We start from the raw sequence: 16671 nt of genomic DNA, 5'->3' as shown, positions 1-16671 counted from the left end.
ATTTAATGATATCCATTTTGCTCCTTGAAGTCAGCCTACTTTTCATTATCCTAAAACAATGTTGTAACTGAATCAGTGCCAGGCAATAAGGATTTTTTCTACTTCTTGAATCAATTTTTCTTCCGATATTTTCTCCTTTTGCATAAGCCACCATCTAATTGTATGAATGATTGCGCCAGCAAAAAAAGATGCGACAATTTCAGGCGATGCTGACACATCTATCCCTTTTTTAATTCCAATTTTAATTTTCTCATTAATATCAGCAGTGACTTGTTCTGATAGTATGTCAAAAAGTGTAGGAAACAAATTACTACCTAACACCATATGAACAAATTTTTCATGTTCTCTAAAAAAATTCAAAACATGACGAATAATACTAATATAAAATGATTGCGGGTCTCTATAGTCCGCTGAAGCAGGATTAATTGCATCAAAATCAGTTTGCAGACGCCAGACAAAAAAGCGAAAAAATTCATATTTATCGGCAAAGTGCTTATAAAATGTCGTTCTTCGAATCATTGCTCTTTCACATAATTCATTGATTGTGATATCTTCAAAATGTTTCTCACTCATAAGCTGAAAAAAAGCTTCTGTTAATAATTTATATGTACGCATAATTCGTAAGTCATATTTAATTTCCATTTTATTCTCCCTTTCGGAAACAGATTTATATATTTTGTTACTTATCTATCAAAACCAGTTGTTTTGACTGTTGAATTGAAAGTAAAAATATTATACACTCTAAAACAACAAAAGTCAATTAACTAACATTTGTAGCAAAAAAAGGAGGTTACTTATATGAACACAAACATATTATTTGAACCAATTCAAATTGGTAACGTAGAATTAAAAAACAGAATCGCAATGTCACCAATGAATATGGGCTATACCGGACCGGAAGGCTATGCATGCGAGCAATCTAATGCCTGGTATGCGGCTAGGGCAAGAGGGGGGTTCGGACTTATCATCACAGAATGTGTAGTTGCAAACCCCTATCCATGGCGTGGAAGCGATACGTTGAACCCTCTATTATGTGACAGTCAAAAGAAATACCGCTATTTGAGCCAACTGGCCGATGTTATTCATTCGTATAAAGGAACGAAAGTATTTATGCAGCTTTCTCCCGGCTGGGGACGGCAAGGACATCCGGATATGGCTCATGAGGAAATAGCTCCTGCAGCTCCTTCAGCAATTCCTATGGAAATAGATTTGCGTAATATCAACTATGGCTGGGCTAAACAATTTAAACGAATTGGTATAAGACTGATCGATGAGTTTGGCAGCATTGAAAAGCTTAAGAATCTTAGCGATGAAGAATATGAGGATTTTAAGGTTATGGCCTTTAGTTACATAAGAAAGAATGCTCCTGAATTATACCATGTGGTCAAAGGACATGTCCCGCGAGAACTTACAATTGAAGAAATAGAAAAAATGGAGACCTTCATGGTAGAGCAGGCTTGTGCTGTTTATAAGCTGGGATATGATGGTGTAGAACTCCACACACCTCATGGATATCTCCTTCACCAATTCTTGTCACCACGCTCTAATCATCGTTCAGACTTGTATGGTGGAAATACTGAAAATCGTGCACGTGTAGTTACAAATATCATTGAACGTATCCGCAAAAAAATCGGACCGGATAAAGTGTTGGGTTGCCGACTTTCCGGTGATGAACTGATGCCAGGTGGTTTAGAACATGAAGAGGTTTGTAAGCTGGTCAAAATTTTTACTGATGCAGGAGCAAATTACTTTAATGTATCACAAGGCTCTTATGAAAATCCAGGAGCCGGATTTGCGCCAGACGGTGAAAATGAATTTACACATTGGGCACCTGGTTTTAAAGAGTCCAGTGGAGGCTTGCCGGTCATTACACCGAATTTTATCAACCCAGAATCGGCAGCTGATGCAATTAAGGGCGGAATGACCGACATTATTTCACTAGGACGTCAGTCTATTGCTGATCCTTATTGGCCCGCAAAGGTAAAAGCCGGACGTTTTGAAGATATTGTAAAATGTATCCGTTGTCAGCAATGTTACATGAATTTATTTGAACCCCGTTGGATTCGCTGTGCCGCAAACCCAACCGCAGGTTTTGAAAAATATTATCCGGAACTTTGGCAGGACAATGGTTTAATGGATACACGTGCAAAAAAGTTTATGGATAAGCGTGAAGATTTACCTCTGATATAAGAAAGGAGCTAATATAATGAGTGAAAAATATTTTGATGATGGTTTCTTTAAAATAGATCCGGAATGCCATTTAATTGGTGATATGGAACCAATCAATCACTTTCCAGGCGTTAAAATGTGGTGGCGATCCATTAACGGCATCAATCGACCCATTTTGCAAGGAGCACCACCAAAACTATATGATCTGTTGGAACCTTGGGAATTTGAAAAGAGCACTGACCCTGAAAATATTATTCGTGCAATGGACAAATACGATGTGGATATTGCATGCCTTTTACCTGAATCAATGATGGACACGACGGGATATTCCAGTCGTTGGTGTACAAATGGTGCTACATGGGAAGCTGTTCAAAAACACCCAGACCGTTTTCTCATTGAGCCAAATCTTTCTCCTATTAAACATAGAGGCATAGATAATGTTATATGGGAGATGGAATATTGGGTCGGTCTTGGTGCAAAGATATTTAAATACTATCCACCAGAGGATACCTATATCAATGATTCCGAATTATGGCCATTTTATAAGAGGGCAGAAGAACTTGACATCGTGTTAGATATTCATACAGGTTTTTCATGGGTCCCACCTGGAAAGAGCAAATATTGCCTTCCTATCCAGCTTGATGACGTTGCCCGCGATTTTCCAAACTTAAAGCTTGTAGCCTTTCACATGGGCTATCCCTATTGTGATGACCTCAATATGGTAGCAATGGGACATCCTAATGTGTACCTATGTTTAAGTCTGCTTGTACCTTGGGCAATAACTGCTCCTTATAAATTTGGAAAGATTCTCGGAGAAGCAATTCGTTTTGTAGGGACAGACCGTATTATTTGGGGGACAGACAGTGCCGGTTTTGGTGCTCAAATTGGTGCGGCAGTAATGGGTTTACGCAACTTCCAAATTCCCGAGGAATTACAATGGCAATATGGATATTTACCTTTGACTGATGAGGATAAGCGCAAAATATTCGGTGGTAATTTAGCTAGACTTCTGGGGATCGACACAACAACTCGACGAATTAATAAGATAAAAGAATGAATTTGACAAATCAAAGATGAAAGGCATAGGATAAGGCTTATATAACCTTTCACCTGTTATGAAACAGGAGTTATATAAGCCTTATCAAAATTAGATTTATTTAACTTCAGATAATTCTACTAATTTTTTGAATATATCTGTATTATCATAATAACCGCCAAATTGCTGTGCTCCACTGCCAATTGCATATACAGGTACCGGAAGGCCTGTATGTGAATAAGAATTAAAGCTTAGTCCGGACTTGTTATCCAACAAATGTGTAACTGTTACTGTCAGAGGTTCACAAGTTCCATATAATTCATACTCTTCCTGAGACATATCTTCCTGCTTTGCTGTTCCTACACTAAGTGTACGCTCATAAGCTTCTTTCAATAAATTCAGTTCATATTCCGTAAACACGATAGAAGGTTCTTTCGCTGCATCAGCATCATCCGAAGACATTAATCCAAAATTATCCTTTATATCTTTTAATACTGTACTAAAATCCGTTTTATTTTCTTTGTATTTAGAAACATATTCCTTATCAAATTTAGCAAAAGAAATTCTTTGTTTCTGTAGATTTTTTAAATAAGTATCATAATTAGTTCCTGCATCTCCTAAGGAAAGTCCACCTGTTTCATGATCTGCTGTAACAAGTATCAAAGTTTCATCAGGATGTTTTTCATAAAACTCCAATGCCTTTTTTACTGCATTACTTAAAGCAATTGTATCATGAATACTTGCAACGGCATCATTTGAGTGGCATGCCCAATCAATCTTACCCCCTTCAGCCATCATAAAGAAACCTTTATCGTTGTCTAAGACTTCGATTCCCTTTTGGACATAATCAGCCAATTTCCACTCATCTTCTTTTGCATCGATTTGATAATTCATTGAATCAGAATCAGCAAGTGTTTCTGCTACGATAAGCGTTTTTCCATCTTCAGCCTTTAATTTTTTTGCTTCTTCCTGCGTTTTTATTACTTTATAACCATTCTCTTGCGCTAGATCATATAGACTTTTTTGATCTTCTTTATCCCCAGCTGGCTCCTTAAAACCACCTCCTGCAAAATAATCAAAACCACTTTTTGCTAACTCTTCTCCAATTTCATAATAATTATCCCTCGAATCCTGATGTGCATAAAATCCTGCAGGTGTAGCATGATTAATATTCACAGAAGTCAATATACCAATTTTGTATCCTAACTGCTTTTTCAACTTTTCTGCAATAGATTCATACTTCTTAGTAAACGATTCATCCATATTAATCGTTCCACTTGAAGTTTTATTTCCTGTTGCAATCGCTGTTACAGCCGAAGCTGAATCCGTAATAAATGATGTCTTATCAAAAGTTTTAGCATTCCCTATAACCGGAAAATCCATAAAAGATAACTTTTTATCTTCTACTTTTCCATCATTTTCTAACGCTCCCAAATAATAAGATGCCGATTGAATTTGAGGAAAACTCATACCGTCTCCAATAAATAAGAATACATATTTAGGTGGCGCTTTGACTTCTTCTTTCTTAGCCGTTGTTTGCGAGACCTCTGCCTCTGCTTTCGGATTATTTCCCGAAGCAGATGGTTTATTGCCGGTATTCCCACACCCAGCTAAGAGATTTACACATAATACAGCTATACTTACCATTGATAAAATAAAATTTCGTCTTTTTTTCATTGATAACCTCCTTAATTAGTTATATAGTCATTAAGGATTATATCTTATTTTTGTAAAAATAAAACTTAAATCTTGTAAATTTAAAGTTAATTATATGGTAAATTTTTTCATATGAGTTGCAAGACTTTCTGAGGTCTCACTTAAATTTTCAGCATCACTGGCAACTTCTTGACTATTTTGTGTTACATTTTTAGCTGTAGAAGCTAATTCTTCGGCTGTCGCCAAAATCTCTTCTGCCGCTGCAGACTGTTCTTCTGTAATTGCAGCAACAGAGGCTGCTACTTCATTAACATTTCCAACCCGTTCTAACATATCTTGTAAAATATCATCGGTCTGACGAATTGTTTTGAATATATCTCCAAATGTCTGACTTGCCCTGTCAATTTTGCCGCTGCTAGTATTAATTTCTTTTACGCTTAATTCTGTCTGTTGAATTGTATCCGTTACCAGTTCATTTATTTCAGAAGTTAATTTTGTAATTTTTTCAACAGCTTCTGTACTGCTGACAGCCAGCTTACCAATCTGATCCGCAACCACTGCAAATCCTCTTCCAGCTTCTCCCGAACGGGCTGCTTCAATTGATGCATTCAGAGAAAGCAGCGTTGTTTCATCCGCAATATCTCCAATTAAGTTTACAATAGAGTTAATTTGTATTGTCGTGTCACTAACTTTATTTACTACATCTTTTAAATCATTTATCGAACCTACAATATTTTCCATCAAATCTGTGACTTCGACCATATCTTCTTTTCCTTTTAAGGACTGCTCTACTGTCTCAGACATGTGTCTGCCTACTTCAACGCCATTATCACTTACGCTGGATACAATAGTGGCTAAATTAGTTGCATTTTCGGCAATTTCTGCATTCGCTCTGGCTAATTCATTCACAGTTTCAGCCAATTCATCCATCGCAATTGATTGAGACGAAGCTGCTGAATATAGATTTTCTGATATAGAACTACTATTTTCTGCCTGGTTATTCAACTGCTCTGAACTCTGAGATATTTCTGAAATAATACCTCTCATATTGGCAATAAAGCGCTGCATACTGCGCCCCATTACAGATATCTCGTCACGTCCTTTTGTATTGACCTGAACCGTAAAATCTCCTTTCGAAATCTTAGTGATGGCATCCGTCAATGCCCCTACTGGTTTTATAATATAAGAAATTGCAATGCTCACACAGATTCCCAAAATAATCAGACAAACCACAGTGGCTGCCAATGTAAATGTTTGTAAACTATATAATTCTTTTAAGACCTCATTTTTTTCAATATATGAGACAAGCACCCAATCAGTTCCCTGTACACTTTCACAGTCTATCATGTAAGTTGCTTTATCTCCCTGCTCTTCAAAAGTATTTATTTTTGATGCATCATCTTTCGCAATTTTTTGAGCAACATTTTTATAGAATTTATCCTGTCCTTCTGCTCCTAATGTTTTGGCAATCATTTCCTTATCTGCATGTGCAATAATAGCCATATCACTTTTGTTCACGAGAAATGCTCTTCCCGTATCCATAACTTTTATATCTGAAATCAATTTAGAAACATAATCCAAATTAATATCTGCTGCCACAACATATTTGCCACTTAATTTTTTTTGTTTTAATACTACCGAAGCACTCACCGTATAATTTTTTGTACTAACATCAAAATAAGGATTTCCGAAAGTAAATTTTTCATGTTTGAGCCCTTCTTTAAACCAATCTCTCTCAGCTACTACATAATCATCATCCGGTACCCATCCACTTGGATCTAAAAAATCTCCACTCTCAGAACCTATATAAAGCCCTGTCGGATAGCTTGGATTTCTTTCTACCGTATTTTTCATATATGCTATTTCTTCTTCCCTTTCAAACGGCAAGGATTCCAATGTCAGTTTAAAGCTCTCTAACTCCGCCAAAATACTCTGCGCCCATCCTGAAATTTGATTTGAATATGCTGCCGCTTCCGCTTCTACAGTATTACGAGCGGATTTTTCAATAATTTTTTTTGATGAATTATACGTTAGTAACAATAAACCTAAAATCGAAATAGTAACTATCGGAATAATAATGGATAGCAACTTGAACCTAACACTTATTAATTTGGCATTTTCTTTTTTACTTCTTTTCACTTAAATTTCCTCCTCATAAAAATCAACAACAATTATATTTATATATTGATTTTAAGTGTTAATTCGAAATATTTCAACAATTAATTTATATATAACATATATTTCTAATTTATTTTGCAAATTTTCCAAAAAAATAAAGTCGTTGCCTAACCTACAAAAAATCAGTTTTGCAACGACACTATTTACATACTAATAATAAATTTACACTATACCGCTACAAATCGTTTACCGTTTTGTAGCGGTATATTCCTATTTTTTACTTAAAAACGGATTCAATACATTAAACTAAATAAACTAGATGCCCTTTACTTTTTATTGTAACTAATTATTTTTAATGTACTAATATTAACTTTCCACTAAAAGTTCCAACCCAATCTGTCATAGTATCAAATGAGCCATCAGCATTATATTCTGTCCACCTTTGAACTGGTACCGCTGAAACTTTTTTTAATGTTACTGCATAATAATGCAATTGACCGTCAAAATATTTGTCTATTGTACAATATAAATAATCATGATTAATATTACTAGGTCTTTCTTCTACTCCATTAAATATGTTCCATGTATACTGTTTAACGCCATTAGCATAGTGCTCCCCAACAATATTATGAACTGTCAATATATATGCTTTTTTCCTCTAACTTATAACAGCTTGTACAAAAATACATAGAAAAAGAATCCAAATTTATACTAACAAATTGGATTCTTTTACATTTATATAAGCTCTATTTACTGTTGTGCTGTCAACCCACTGGTATATTCGTTAATAGCGTCCAAATTAATTTCAGCAGCCACAGCATTTTTCTTCTTTTCTTTCGCCTCATGATTATTTTGATATACTGAAAAGCCTATCCATCCAACAATCGCCAGACAAATAGCACCTGCACAAGCTTTATAAAGCAAATTCTTAAACCTTTGCTTTTTTAAGATATCTTTTCTTTTTGCTTTTTCCTCTTTATAACGTGATACTTTCTCTTGACTCATAATACCTCTCCTTATTAAACTTTTAACAAGTATTATACACTATTTCTGTGATTTTTGCATGAATTAATAATATTTAAACTACGGCAATTATTCCACCGTCGTTGGCATACATACTACTGATTCCGGCCGTATCGACGATAAAAATATCTTTAAATCTGCATCTCTTTGCCACAGCTTCTTTAAACTCTTTTGCTCTCTCAAAACAATTACAGTGTGATATCGCCAATATCTTTTCTTCCGGACGAACTGCCTTCTCAACAATTTGATCAATCATTTTATCTAACGCTTTTTTCATTCCTCTAGCCTGATCCAACTGACAAATCTCTCCGATTGGCGTAGCTCCCATAACCGGTTTAATATTTAAAGTATTTGCTAGAAAAGCTTTCAAATTACTTAATCTACCGTTTTTTCTTAATGTGTCTAATGTTTCTAATACAAAAAAAGTCTGCATCTCATTAATAAATGTTTCTACATTCTTTATTACTTCTTCAAAAGCCATACCTGCTTCTTCATATTCAAGCACTTTCATAGCGATCAGTGTTTCACCTACTGATGCTGATTTGGAATCAAATACATAAATATCTTTCGAACCATATTCCTCTTCATATAATTGTCTGCCTAATTCCGCACTATTATAGGAACCACTTAATTTCGAAGATAAGGTGACCGCATATACATGCTCGGCATCACAATGATAAGCTTTCATATATTTTTCAGGAGAAGGACAAGATGATTTGGGTACATTCGGACTTTCCTTTACCATTTTTAAGAAAGCTGCTTGATCAAAGGTTTCATCATCCACAATATGATAATCATCAACATCTATCTCTAAAGAAGCCGTTTCAAATCTTTGATCCCCTTTTAATTCTTTTGGTAATTCGCCACAACTGTCTATTACAACTTTAAAACTCATACTTCATCTCCTCACATGTTATTACCATTATTAAATCATATTCTATTCTGTGTAATGTAGTTTTTAACTCTACTTATGATAACATACATGTTAATTTTTGAAAAGTATTTTATTCACTTTGACGATAAAAAGTCAATACATTATGAACATTATCTTCCAGATAACGAATAGAAGTAGTCTGTCCTATACAGTCAAAAATATGTGATTCTTCTATATAATATTTACGGAACGATTCATATAATTCTTTATTCGCAAATTTTAAACATATTGCGTTTTGCTGACTTTCATAGGCCGTCTGAATAAATTTACTTAGTACTGATGTTTCAAAAGACTCAAAATAATAGCCTTCTTTTACAAAATAATTATTCTGTGTCGCAGTACACTCTGGCAGAGGAAATAAACCGGAAGGTTGGTGCGTCAGACTCATCTCTGCTGATGTGAGACAAAAATAAGCATAATTGACTTGATTCGCATACTCTTTCTGATTTGAGTTACTGCCCCAGGTAGTATCCACATAATAATATTGTCCATCCAGTTTCACAAGGTTCCATGCATGTCCCTCACCCAATGCAGTACCTGTAACTGACACACAAGGGATGTTCAGTTTCTGCAATAAATACTGTGTGGCATAGGCATAACCTTGACAAACAGATTCCCCATTTAAAAATACACTGCAAATATTTTGATTATCTTTTGCATTTTTGTTATAGACTACTTTAGTTGTCAAAGAATCATAAACATATTTCATCTTCTCATAATCACTGCTCTCCTGAGAAATTCCGGAAAGATATTCATTAACCTTTGCATCTATCTGTTTCTGCTTAACCTGTCTTTCCTCTTTGGTCATGGTAAATTCCGGTTCTACCACCACCTTCGTTGTTTTATTAAACAGTTTATGTTCCACATAGGAATATCCATTGACCCAGAACATACCCGGATAATCACTTAATACATATCGATATGCCTTTTCTATTATATCAGGATCTAAAGTAGATACTTCTACTTTCGTTTTATGCTCCAGTAATATATCGACCCATTCCATATATACTTTCTTTTCCTCTTTATTTAAATAAGAATAAGCATATCTTTCAATTTCACCTATTGTCTTTTTTGATTTATTTGATTTCGTTTCTTCTATTTCACTTTTTTTAGTAGTGTCTTTCGACTTCTCAATAACTTTTTTACTTTCGTTCTCTACGATTGTATCCTGTAAAATAGTCCAGACATCCTCTAATTTAGAATTTATTAATTTTTTGTTTTCTACTATCGTAAATACACATAAGATTATAATAACTACGGAAACATAATATCTTATTTTATTTCTTTTTCTTCTCATTATAAACCTGACCTTCATGATTTTTTTCGTTCTTTTCTTTCGTTATACTATATCGCATAACCTATAAGCTATAATAAGCTTTCACTAAATTCACTAATGCAATCTGGTCCTTAGCGCCCATTAATTCTCTAGCTGAATGCATAGCCAATATTGGCACTCCTATATCAACTGTTTTGATTGGAAGCATGGTGGAGGCAATTGAGCCTAATGTGCTTCCCGAAGATCCATCTGAGCGGTTAGCAAACTTTTGATAAGGAATCTCTTTGGCTTCACATATCTGCTGTATTATACCAATCGCTTCACTATCTGTCACATAGGACTGAACCGAAGATTCTTTAATTGATATCCCCTGATTCAAAATATTCTTGTTCGTAATGTCATTCTTCTTTTCTTGATTTGGATGAAATGCGTGACCAACATCAATGGATAGGAACAAACTGTCAAAAAGTTCTTCTTGAAAACGAAGACGTGTCCTGCCTAAACTACAGAATATCTTTTCTAATATTGTATATAAAAATATAGAGCCTGCCCCCTGTTTCGTTTTGCTTCCTATCTCTTCATGATCAAACAGAACGCCTACATTAATACCTGCTTTTCTTTCCCCCTCAATCAATCCTGTTATCACTGCATGCACACCAGTTAAATTGTCTAATCTGGGAGCTGAAATCATGGATTCATCCATTCCTAACAAATCGCCTTGTTCAGCAACATATAGGTTTAATTCAAAATCTAAAATATCTTCTTTATTTACATGCAGCTCTCGTGCAAGAAAATTCATAAAATATTGATACTGGTTCCATTCTTTTTCCACTTCTTCTAATATAGCTCCAATCGGCAGCATATCTGTCTGTTTGTTTAATTCGATTCCTTTATTGATTTCTTTATTTAAATGAATTGCTAAATTAGGGATCACAAAAATTGGTCTCTTGACATCGATTAGTCTTACAATAGGATGAAAAATATCATCGCTCTTTAATACTACTCTCCCGGCTACCGATAATGGACGGTCCAGCCATGTATTCAATATAGCTCCACCATAAACCTCAACGTTTATCTGCGCATATTTTTCTTTTCTTAGATCCGGATTTGGTTTTATTTTGAGACACGGAAAGTCCGAATGAGCTGCTGTTATTCTGCAGCCTTCATTGTAATCGAACTGCTCTCCAATTGTAAATGCAACTAGAGTAGAATCATGATAATTTAAATAATATTTCCCTCCACGATTTAAACCCCATTCAGTAGTCAGATCAAGCGGCTCAAAACCTGCCTCATTCAGTTGTTCTATCCCTGCTTTTACTGTATGAAAAGCCGAAGTTGATTGTTCCACCAATTCTAATAATTCATCTATACTCTTTAAGTTTTCCATTACTTCCCTCCTGCTATTCTTTATGTTATATGCTTATTATAATCGTTTCTGAGTAATTATCCAACTATATCTTTAATATTTCCCCAAAATAGACTTTCTTTTTTTGTCTGACAAGACTATAATATTTGCATATAGTTGTTGCGAAAAAATTTTGCAATATCTATCGTAATTGAATAAAACGGAGGTTTATATGATTTCATTACTAATAGAAGATTCTCCTAAATTCGTTTCTCAGCTGCTTAAGTCTGATTTATTTGATCATTTTTTATTAATAGAAGCTATAATCGTGACAGGAAATTCTTATAAGATCGATGGGCGGATTCAAAATGCATTTTACTCTACTGATGAATTGAGCATAAGTGAACGTAATTCTCTGACTTATGATTATTGGAGTAACTTTAAACAGATCTGCCTTGAATTAATTAAAGGGAAAAAGACTCCTTTACAATTAAAATTTGTTTTAGCTTTATCCCCTAAAAATATTGAAAATCTATTGACTCAAACAGGTATTCCCATGACATCTTCTGATATTAACGGATTATATCTGAATATTCATTTTGCTCAAAATGAATTTCATTGTATTACAGGTACCTCTCTGAACCTTTTTACGATTGATAAAACGTTAGAGCAGGCATGGGATACTATGATTATTAAGTTTTTTAAAAGAGGACAAATACCATTTTCAAACCTGTAAAAAAATAATAGAAATTGTCAATAAGATATTTATAATATTTGAAAATTCAGCTTTACTTTACTGAATATTTATGTTATTCTTAACCTATGTTGTGGGGACACAACTGACATATTATTTATTGGAGGTATCGCAATGAGCAAAGGTACAGTAAAATGGTTTAACAACCAAAAGGGTTACGGTTTTATTTCTGACGAAGCAGGAAACGATGTATTCGTTCACTATTCAGGTCTTGACATGGATGGATTCAAATCTCTTGAAGAAGGCGCAGAAGTTCAATTCGAAGTAATTAACGGCGCTAAAGGACCACAAGCTACAAACGTAACTAAATTATAGAATTAATTTCTATCTTATTCTAATCATTTGATTTCCAGTGTACCTTTTTCTATATATAAATATCTATATTTATTAAGAATAAAGCTATATTGAATTATGAAACATGATGATTAAAAAAGAATGTGCGTATGCACATTCTTTTTTTGTCTTAATAGTTTTTTAAAATAAATGAGTTCCTAATTTTTGTAAAAATCCTGTATGATCCAATAATATCTTGGTTCCCAAAATAATCAATATCAGACCACCCGCCAACTCCGCATGAGATTTATACTTGGATCCAAAAACATTACCAATCTTTACTCCAAGCGATGATAGGACAAAAGTTGTGATTCCAATAAATGTTACGGCCGGTAGAATATTTACCTTTAAAAATGCAAATGTCACTCCTACTGCTAAAGCATCAATACTCGTAGCAATAGCTAATAACAGCATTCCTTTTACTTCTAACCCTGTATTTTCAGCGTTATTCTCTATTTCATCTATCTCATCTTTCCTAGATTCTTTTATCATATTAATTCCAATAATCAGCAACAAAATAAATGCGATCCAGTGATCCACACTTACAATCTTTTCACTGAACTGGTTTCCTAAAAGGTACCCTATAAACGGCATTCCTCCTTGGAAAATACCAAAATACAGTCCAACTACGACAATATGTTTTATTTGTATTTTTCTCAACGACAAACCTTTACATATAGATACCGCAAAAGCATCCATAGACAACCCTACAGCTAAAATAAATAATTCTACTAAACCCATAACGCTTCTCCTTTAGTTGTTACTGTACTTTCCATTTAATTAAAAAAACTTATCTACAGCTTAGGCTGTAGATAAGTCTCGTTATTTAAAATAAAGCCAGATAATATATTATCAGTATGTTGACTTCATTACATCTTTATTCAAGATGCCAACTACTCCCTTATTTACATAGATAACATAATACCTTAATGATATTTAATTGTCAACAACTTCTTATTATTCTCTTATCTTTGTACACGACCGGAAGCATCTCCCTGCGCAAGTTTTAGTACTTCATCTACAGAGACCATATTAAAATCCCCTTCAATGGAATGTTTTAAACAAGAAGCAGCTACTGCGAACTCTATCGTTTTCTGCGCATCATAGCCATTTAAACATGCGCAGATCAATCCGCCTCCAAAACTGTCCCCGCCACCAACTCGGTCTACGATATGCATTTTATATTTTTTACTAAAATAATAATCATTGCCATCATATAGCATTGCAGACCAGTTGTTATCATTGGCAGATAAAGATTCTCTTAATGTAATGGCTACTTTAGAAAAATGAAAACGCTGTGCAAGCTGGTTTGCTACCTCTTTATAACCTTCATGATTTACAGTACCCTTCGTAACGTCTGTATCTGCTGCCTTGATTCCAAATACATCCGCAGCATCTTCTTCGTTCGCTATACATACGTCCACATACTGACATAATTCATCCATGACACGTCCTGCCTTTTCTCTGGACCATAGCTTATTTCTATAATTCAAATCACATGAGATGGTGATTCCCATCTCTTTCGCCATTTTGCAAGCATCCAGACAAATTGATGCTAGCTCATCGTCGATTGCTGGTGTTATCCCGGTAAAATGAAACCACTGAGCATCTTTGAATATTTCTTCCCAGTTAAAATCATCTTTCTTAGCTGTTGCTATCGAAGAACCGGCACGATCGTAAATGACTTTCGAAGGTCTTTGCGATGCACCTTTTTCAAGATAATAAATACCTATACGGTCTCCGCCTCTTTTAATATAAGAAGTATCCACTCCATAACGACGCAAAGAATTAATCGCCGTCTGGCCAATCTCATGTTTCGGAAGTTTCGTTACAAATTTGGCATCAAAACCATAATTTGCTAAGGATACTGCTACATTAGCTTCTCCTCCGCCAAATGTAGCCTCAAAACTTTCCGCCTGCACAAAACGATAATATCCTTCCGGAGCAAGTCTTAACATAATTTCTCCAAATGTAATTACTTTTTTTGCCATTATTATATCTCCTTACTTACGAATTTTATTAACTAATGCCTTGGCCTCTTTTGTTAATTGTTCAATTTGATCGAACCTTCCGGATTCAATCAGTTCACTTTTTACCATCCAGCTTCCTCCGCATGCTGCTATTTTTGAGAAAGAAAGATAATTTTCAAGGTTTTTTGCATGAATTCCTCCTGTTGGCATGAACTCCAAATCAGTATATGGTGCTGACATCGCTTTTATCATATCCAGACCACCTGCTGATTCGGCAGGAAAAAACTTTACAACTTTCAGCCCTCTCTTTACCGCCTGTATCACTTCTGAAGGTGTAATACATCCGGGGAATACTGGTATATTTTTTTCTAAGCAGTAATCTACAATCTCTGAATCGAAACCCGGACTTACAATAAACTTTGCACCGGCTTCAATGGCTTTATCGACTTGTGTTTTGGTCAATACCGTACCGGCTCCAAGAAGCATCTGTGGGAATTCCCTGCTCATGATCTTAAGCGCTTCTACTGCTGCCTCAGTCCGAAAAGTAATCTCGGCGCAAGGTAGACCACCATTACATAGCGCCTGTGCCAAAAACTTTGCATCTTTGGCGTCGTTGATAACAACTACAGGTATTACTCCAAAATTTTTCACTTGTTCTAACATCGAATCCACTCTATCTTCCTCCTAAGCAAAAATTGAAATGACTAATGCAACTAAAAAACCGGTGCATCCAACAATTGTTTCCATCAACGTCCACGTTTTAAATGTTGTTTTTTCATCTAAGTTACACAAAGATTTAACCAACCAGAATCCTGAGTCATTAAAATGTGACGCTGCTGTAGAACCACCTGCGATCGCCATTACTAGACATGCCAAATGTAACTGTGATAAACCTGTAACCATAGGCATCGATGCTACTATACCTGCTGCCATAGTCATAGCAACAGTGGCTGAACCAACGGATATACGTACCGCAAGTGCAATGATGAATGCTACCACGATAATCGGCAATGGTGTCGCTTTCACTACATTTCCAATAATCTCGCCAAGTCCTGAATCTTGAAGCATATAACGTAATACACCGCCTCCTGCAGTTACTAAAAGAATCAGGCCTGTCGGTTCTAATGACTTTGTCATTACTTTCTCAAGCTCTTCTCTTGAGTAACCATGCTTCACACCCAAAATCAACCAAGCAATTATAGTTGCAATCAATAATGCAACAAATGGAGTACCCAGGAAAGAAAAAATAGATTTAACCGTTGTTACAAACGAATTCTGTGGCATAATACCCAATACAGAATTAATTAAAATCAGCATTAAAGGTACAAGAATAATTAATACAATGCTTCCAAATGAAGGCATCTTGTTTTCCTCAATTTCAGGCACTTCCTGATATTGTAAAGGTACTGGAATATCAAACTTCTTACCACAATATGTACCAAATAAAGGACCTGCTGCAACCAAAGCGAATGTACCACAAATCAAACCTAACCCAATCACGATACCAAGATCTACTCCTAAAATATTTGCCACTAGAATTGGCCCCGGTGTTGGTGGAATAAAAGCGTGACCGACAGCCAAACCGGCTAGCAATGGAATTACAAAGAATAAAACTGATTTTTTCGCCTTTCTTGCAATAGAAAATGCCAATGGTATCAAAATAATCAAACCTGCATCGAAAAATACCGGTATCGCAACTACCATACCTGTCAATCCAAGTGCCCAACCGGCCCTTTTTTCACCAAAATACTTAATCATCGTGACTGCTACACGTTCTGCCCCTCCGGATATTTCCAGAATCGCACCGAACATTGAGCCTAACCCTACTAATAGTGCAATTCCTTTTAATGTCTCACCCATACCTTTTGTTACAGTATCAGTTATCAATGTCAATGGCATTCCAGAAATTAGTCCTATTGCTAATGCAGAAATCAAAATCGATGGAAAAGCCTGCATTTTAATTTTAATAATCAAAAATAATAAGATAGCCAGGCCACATAATGCGGCAATAATTAATCTTGTTGGATCTGCTACAAATTCATTACTCATAAGAATCG

General features: G+C 35.2%; 16 protein-coding genes. 4 read left to right on the top strand and 12 right to left on the bottom strand.

From position 1 onward, the window contains the following. Positions 1–72: 72 nt before the first annotated feature. Positions 73–642: a TetR/AcrR family transcriptional regulator gene (locus DWV06_RS16125; protein WP_115483222.1), complete on the bottom strand. Its 570-nt coding sequence runs from the start codon at positions 640–642 to the stop codon at positions 73–75. Positions 643–798: 156 nt separating this feature from the next. On the opposite strand from DWV06_RS16125, the gene DWV06_RS16120 reads away from it, so the two are divergent. Further along, entirely contained in the window at positions 799–2190 is a 1392-nt protein-coding gene (locus DWV06_RS16120; protein ID WP_115483221.1) for an oxidoreductase, read from the top strand. 16 nt (positions 2191–2206) lie between these two features. After that, positions 2207–3226, top strand: coding sequence for an amidohydrolase family protein (locus tag DWV06_RS16115; protein WP_115483220.1), 1020 nt, complete (start codon positions 2207–2209; stop codon positions 3224–3226). 96 nt (positions 3227–3322) lie between these two features. Here DWV06_RS16115 and DWV06_RS16110 read toward each other — a convergent pair whose 3' ends face one another. From DWV06_RS16110 to DWV06_RS16080, 7 genes are all read right to left on the bottom strand, one after another. Beyond that, a complete protein-coding gene (locus tag DWV06_RS16110) occupies positions 3323–4882 on the bottom strand; it encodes an alkaline phosphatase (protein WP_115483219.1) in 1560 nt (519 codons plus the stop codon). A gap of 90 nt (positions 4883–4972) precedes the next feature. After that, positions 4973–7000 carry a methyl-accepting chemotaxis protein gene (locus tag DWV06_RS16105; RefSeq protein ID WP_115483218.1) on the bottom strand — a complete coding sequence of 676 codons (2028 nt, stop codon included), beginning with the start codon at positions 6998–7000 and terminating at the stop codon, positions 4973–4975. Between the two features lie 331 nt (positions 7001–7331). Next, positions 7332–7619 (bottom strand): hypothetical protein, encoded by a 288-nt coding sequence (locus DWV06_RS16100; RefSeq protein WP_115483217.1) that lies wholly within the window; start codon positions 7617–7619, stop codon positions 7332–7334. 110 nt (positions 7620–7729) lie between these two features. Beyond that, positions 7730–7984 carry a hypothetical protein gene (locus tag DWV06_RS16095; RefSeq protein ID WP_115483216.1) on the bottom strand — a complete coding sequence of 85 codons (255 nt, stop codon included), beginning with the start codon at positions 7982–7984 and terminating at the stop codon, positions 7730–7732. A gap of 73 nt (positions 7985–8057) precedes the next feature. Further along, on the bottom strand, positions 8058–8897 hold the full coding sequence (locus DWV06_RS16090; protein WP_115483215.1) for a DegV family protein: 840 nt from the start codon (positions 8895–8897) through the stop codon (positions 8058–8060). Between the two features lie 109 nt (positions 8898–9006). Continuing rightward, positions 9007–10233: a transglutaminase domain-containing protein gene (locus DWV06_RS16085; RefSeq protein WP_162300663.1), complete on the bottom strand. Its 1227-nt coding sequence runs from the start codon at positions 10231–10233 to the stop codon at positions 9007–9009. A gap of 61 nt (positions 10234–10294) precedes the next feature. After that, positions 10295–11599, bottom strand: a complete 1305-nt coding sequence (locus DWV06_RS16080; protein ID WP_115483213.1) for a M18 family aminopeptidase — start codon at positions 11597–11599, stop codon at positions 10295–10297. Positions 11600–11789: 190 nt separating this feature from the next. On the opposite strand from DWV06_RS16080, the gene DWV06_RS16075 reads away from it, so the two are divergent. Then, a complete protein-coding gene (locus DWV06_RS16075) occupies positions 11790–12293 on the top strand; it encodes a DUF5721 family protein (protein WP_115483212.1) in 504 nt (167 codons plus the stop codon). Between the two features lie 132 nt (positions 12294–12425). After that, entirely contained in the window at positions 12426–12626 is a 201-nt protein-coding gene (locus tag DWV06_RS16070; RefSeq protein ID WP_115483211.1) for a cold-shock protein, read from the top strand. 159 nt (positions 12627–12785) lie between these two features. On the opposite strand, the gene DWV06_RS16065 is transcribed toward DWV06_RS16070, so the two are convergent. From DWV06_RS16065 to DWV06_RS16050, 4 genes are all read right to left on the bottom strand, one after another. Then, on the bottom strand, positions 12786–13385 hold the full coding sequence (locus tag DWV06_RS16065; protein ID WP_115483210.1) for a manganese efflux pump MntP: 600 nt from the start codon (positions 13383–13385) through the stop codon (positions 12786–12788). Positions 13386–13609: 224 nt separating this feature from the next. Continuing rightward, on the bottom strand, positions 13610–14635 hold the full coding sequence (locus DWV06_RS16060; protein WP_115483209.1) for a sugar kinase: 1026 nt from the start codon (positions 14633–14635) through the stop codon (positions 13610–13612). 12 nt (positions 14636–14647) lie between these two features. Next, positions 14648–15277 (bottom strand): bifunctional 4-hydroxy-2-oxoglutarate aldolase/2-dehydro-3-deoxy-phosphogluconate aldolase, encoded by a 630-nt coding sequence (locus DWV06_RS16055; RefSeq protein ID WP_331463345.1) that lies wholly within the window; start codon positions 15275–15277, stop codon positions 14648–14650. Positions 15278–15298: 21 nt separating this feature from the next. Further along, positions 15299–16663, bottom strand: coding sequence for a GntP family permease (locus DWV06_RS16050; RefSeq protein WP_115483207.1), 1365 nt, complete (start codon positions 16661–16663; stop codon positions 15299–15301). Positions 16664–16671 lie beyond the last annotated feature (8 nt).

It is taken from the genome of Anaerosacchariphilus polymeriproducens (genome assembly GCF_003363435.1).
Lineage (GTDB): Bacteria > Bacillota > Clostridia > Lachnospirales > Lachnospiraceae > Anaerosacchariphilus > Anaerosacchariphilus polymeriproducens.
This window is presented reverse-complemented; position numbering and strand designations above follow the sequence as displayed.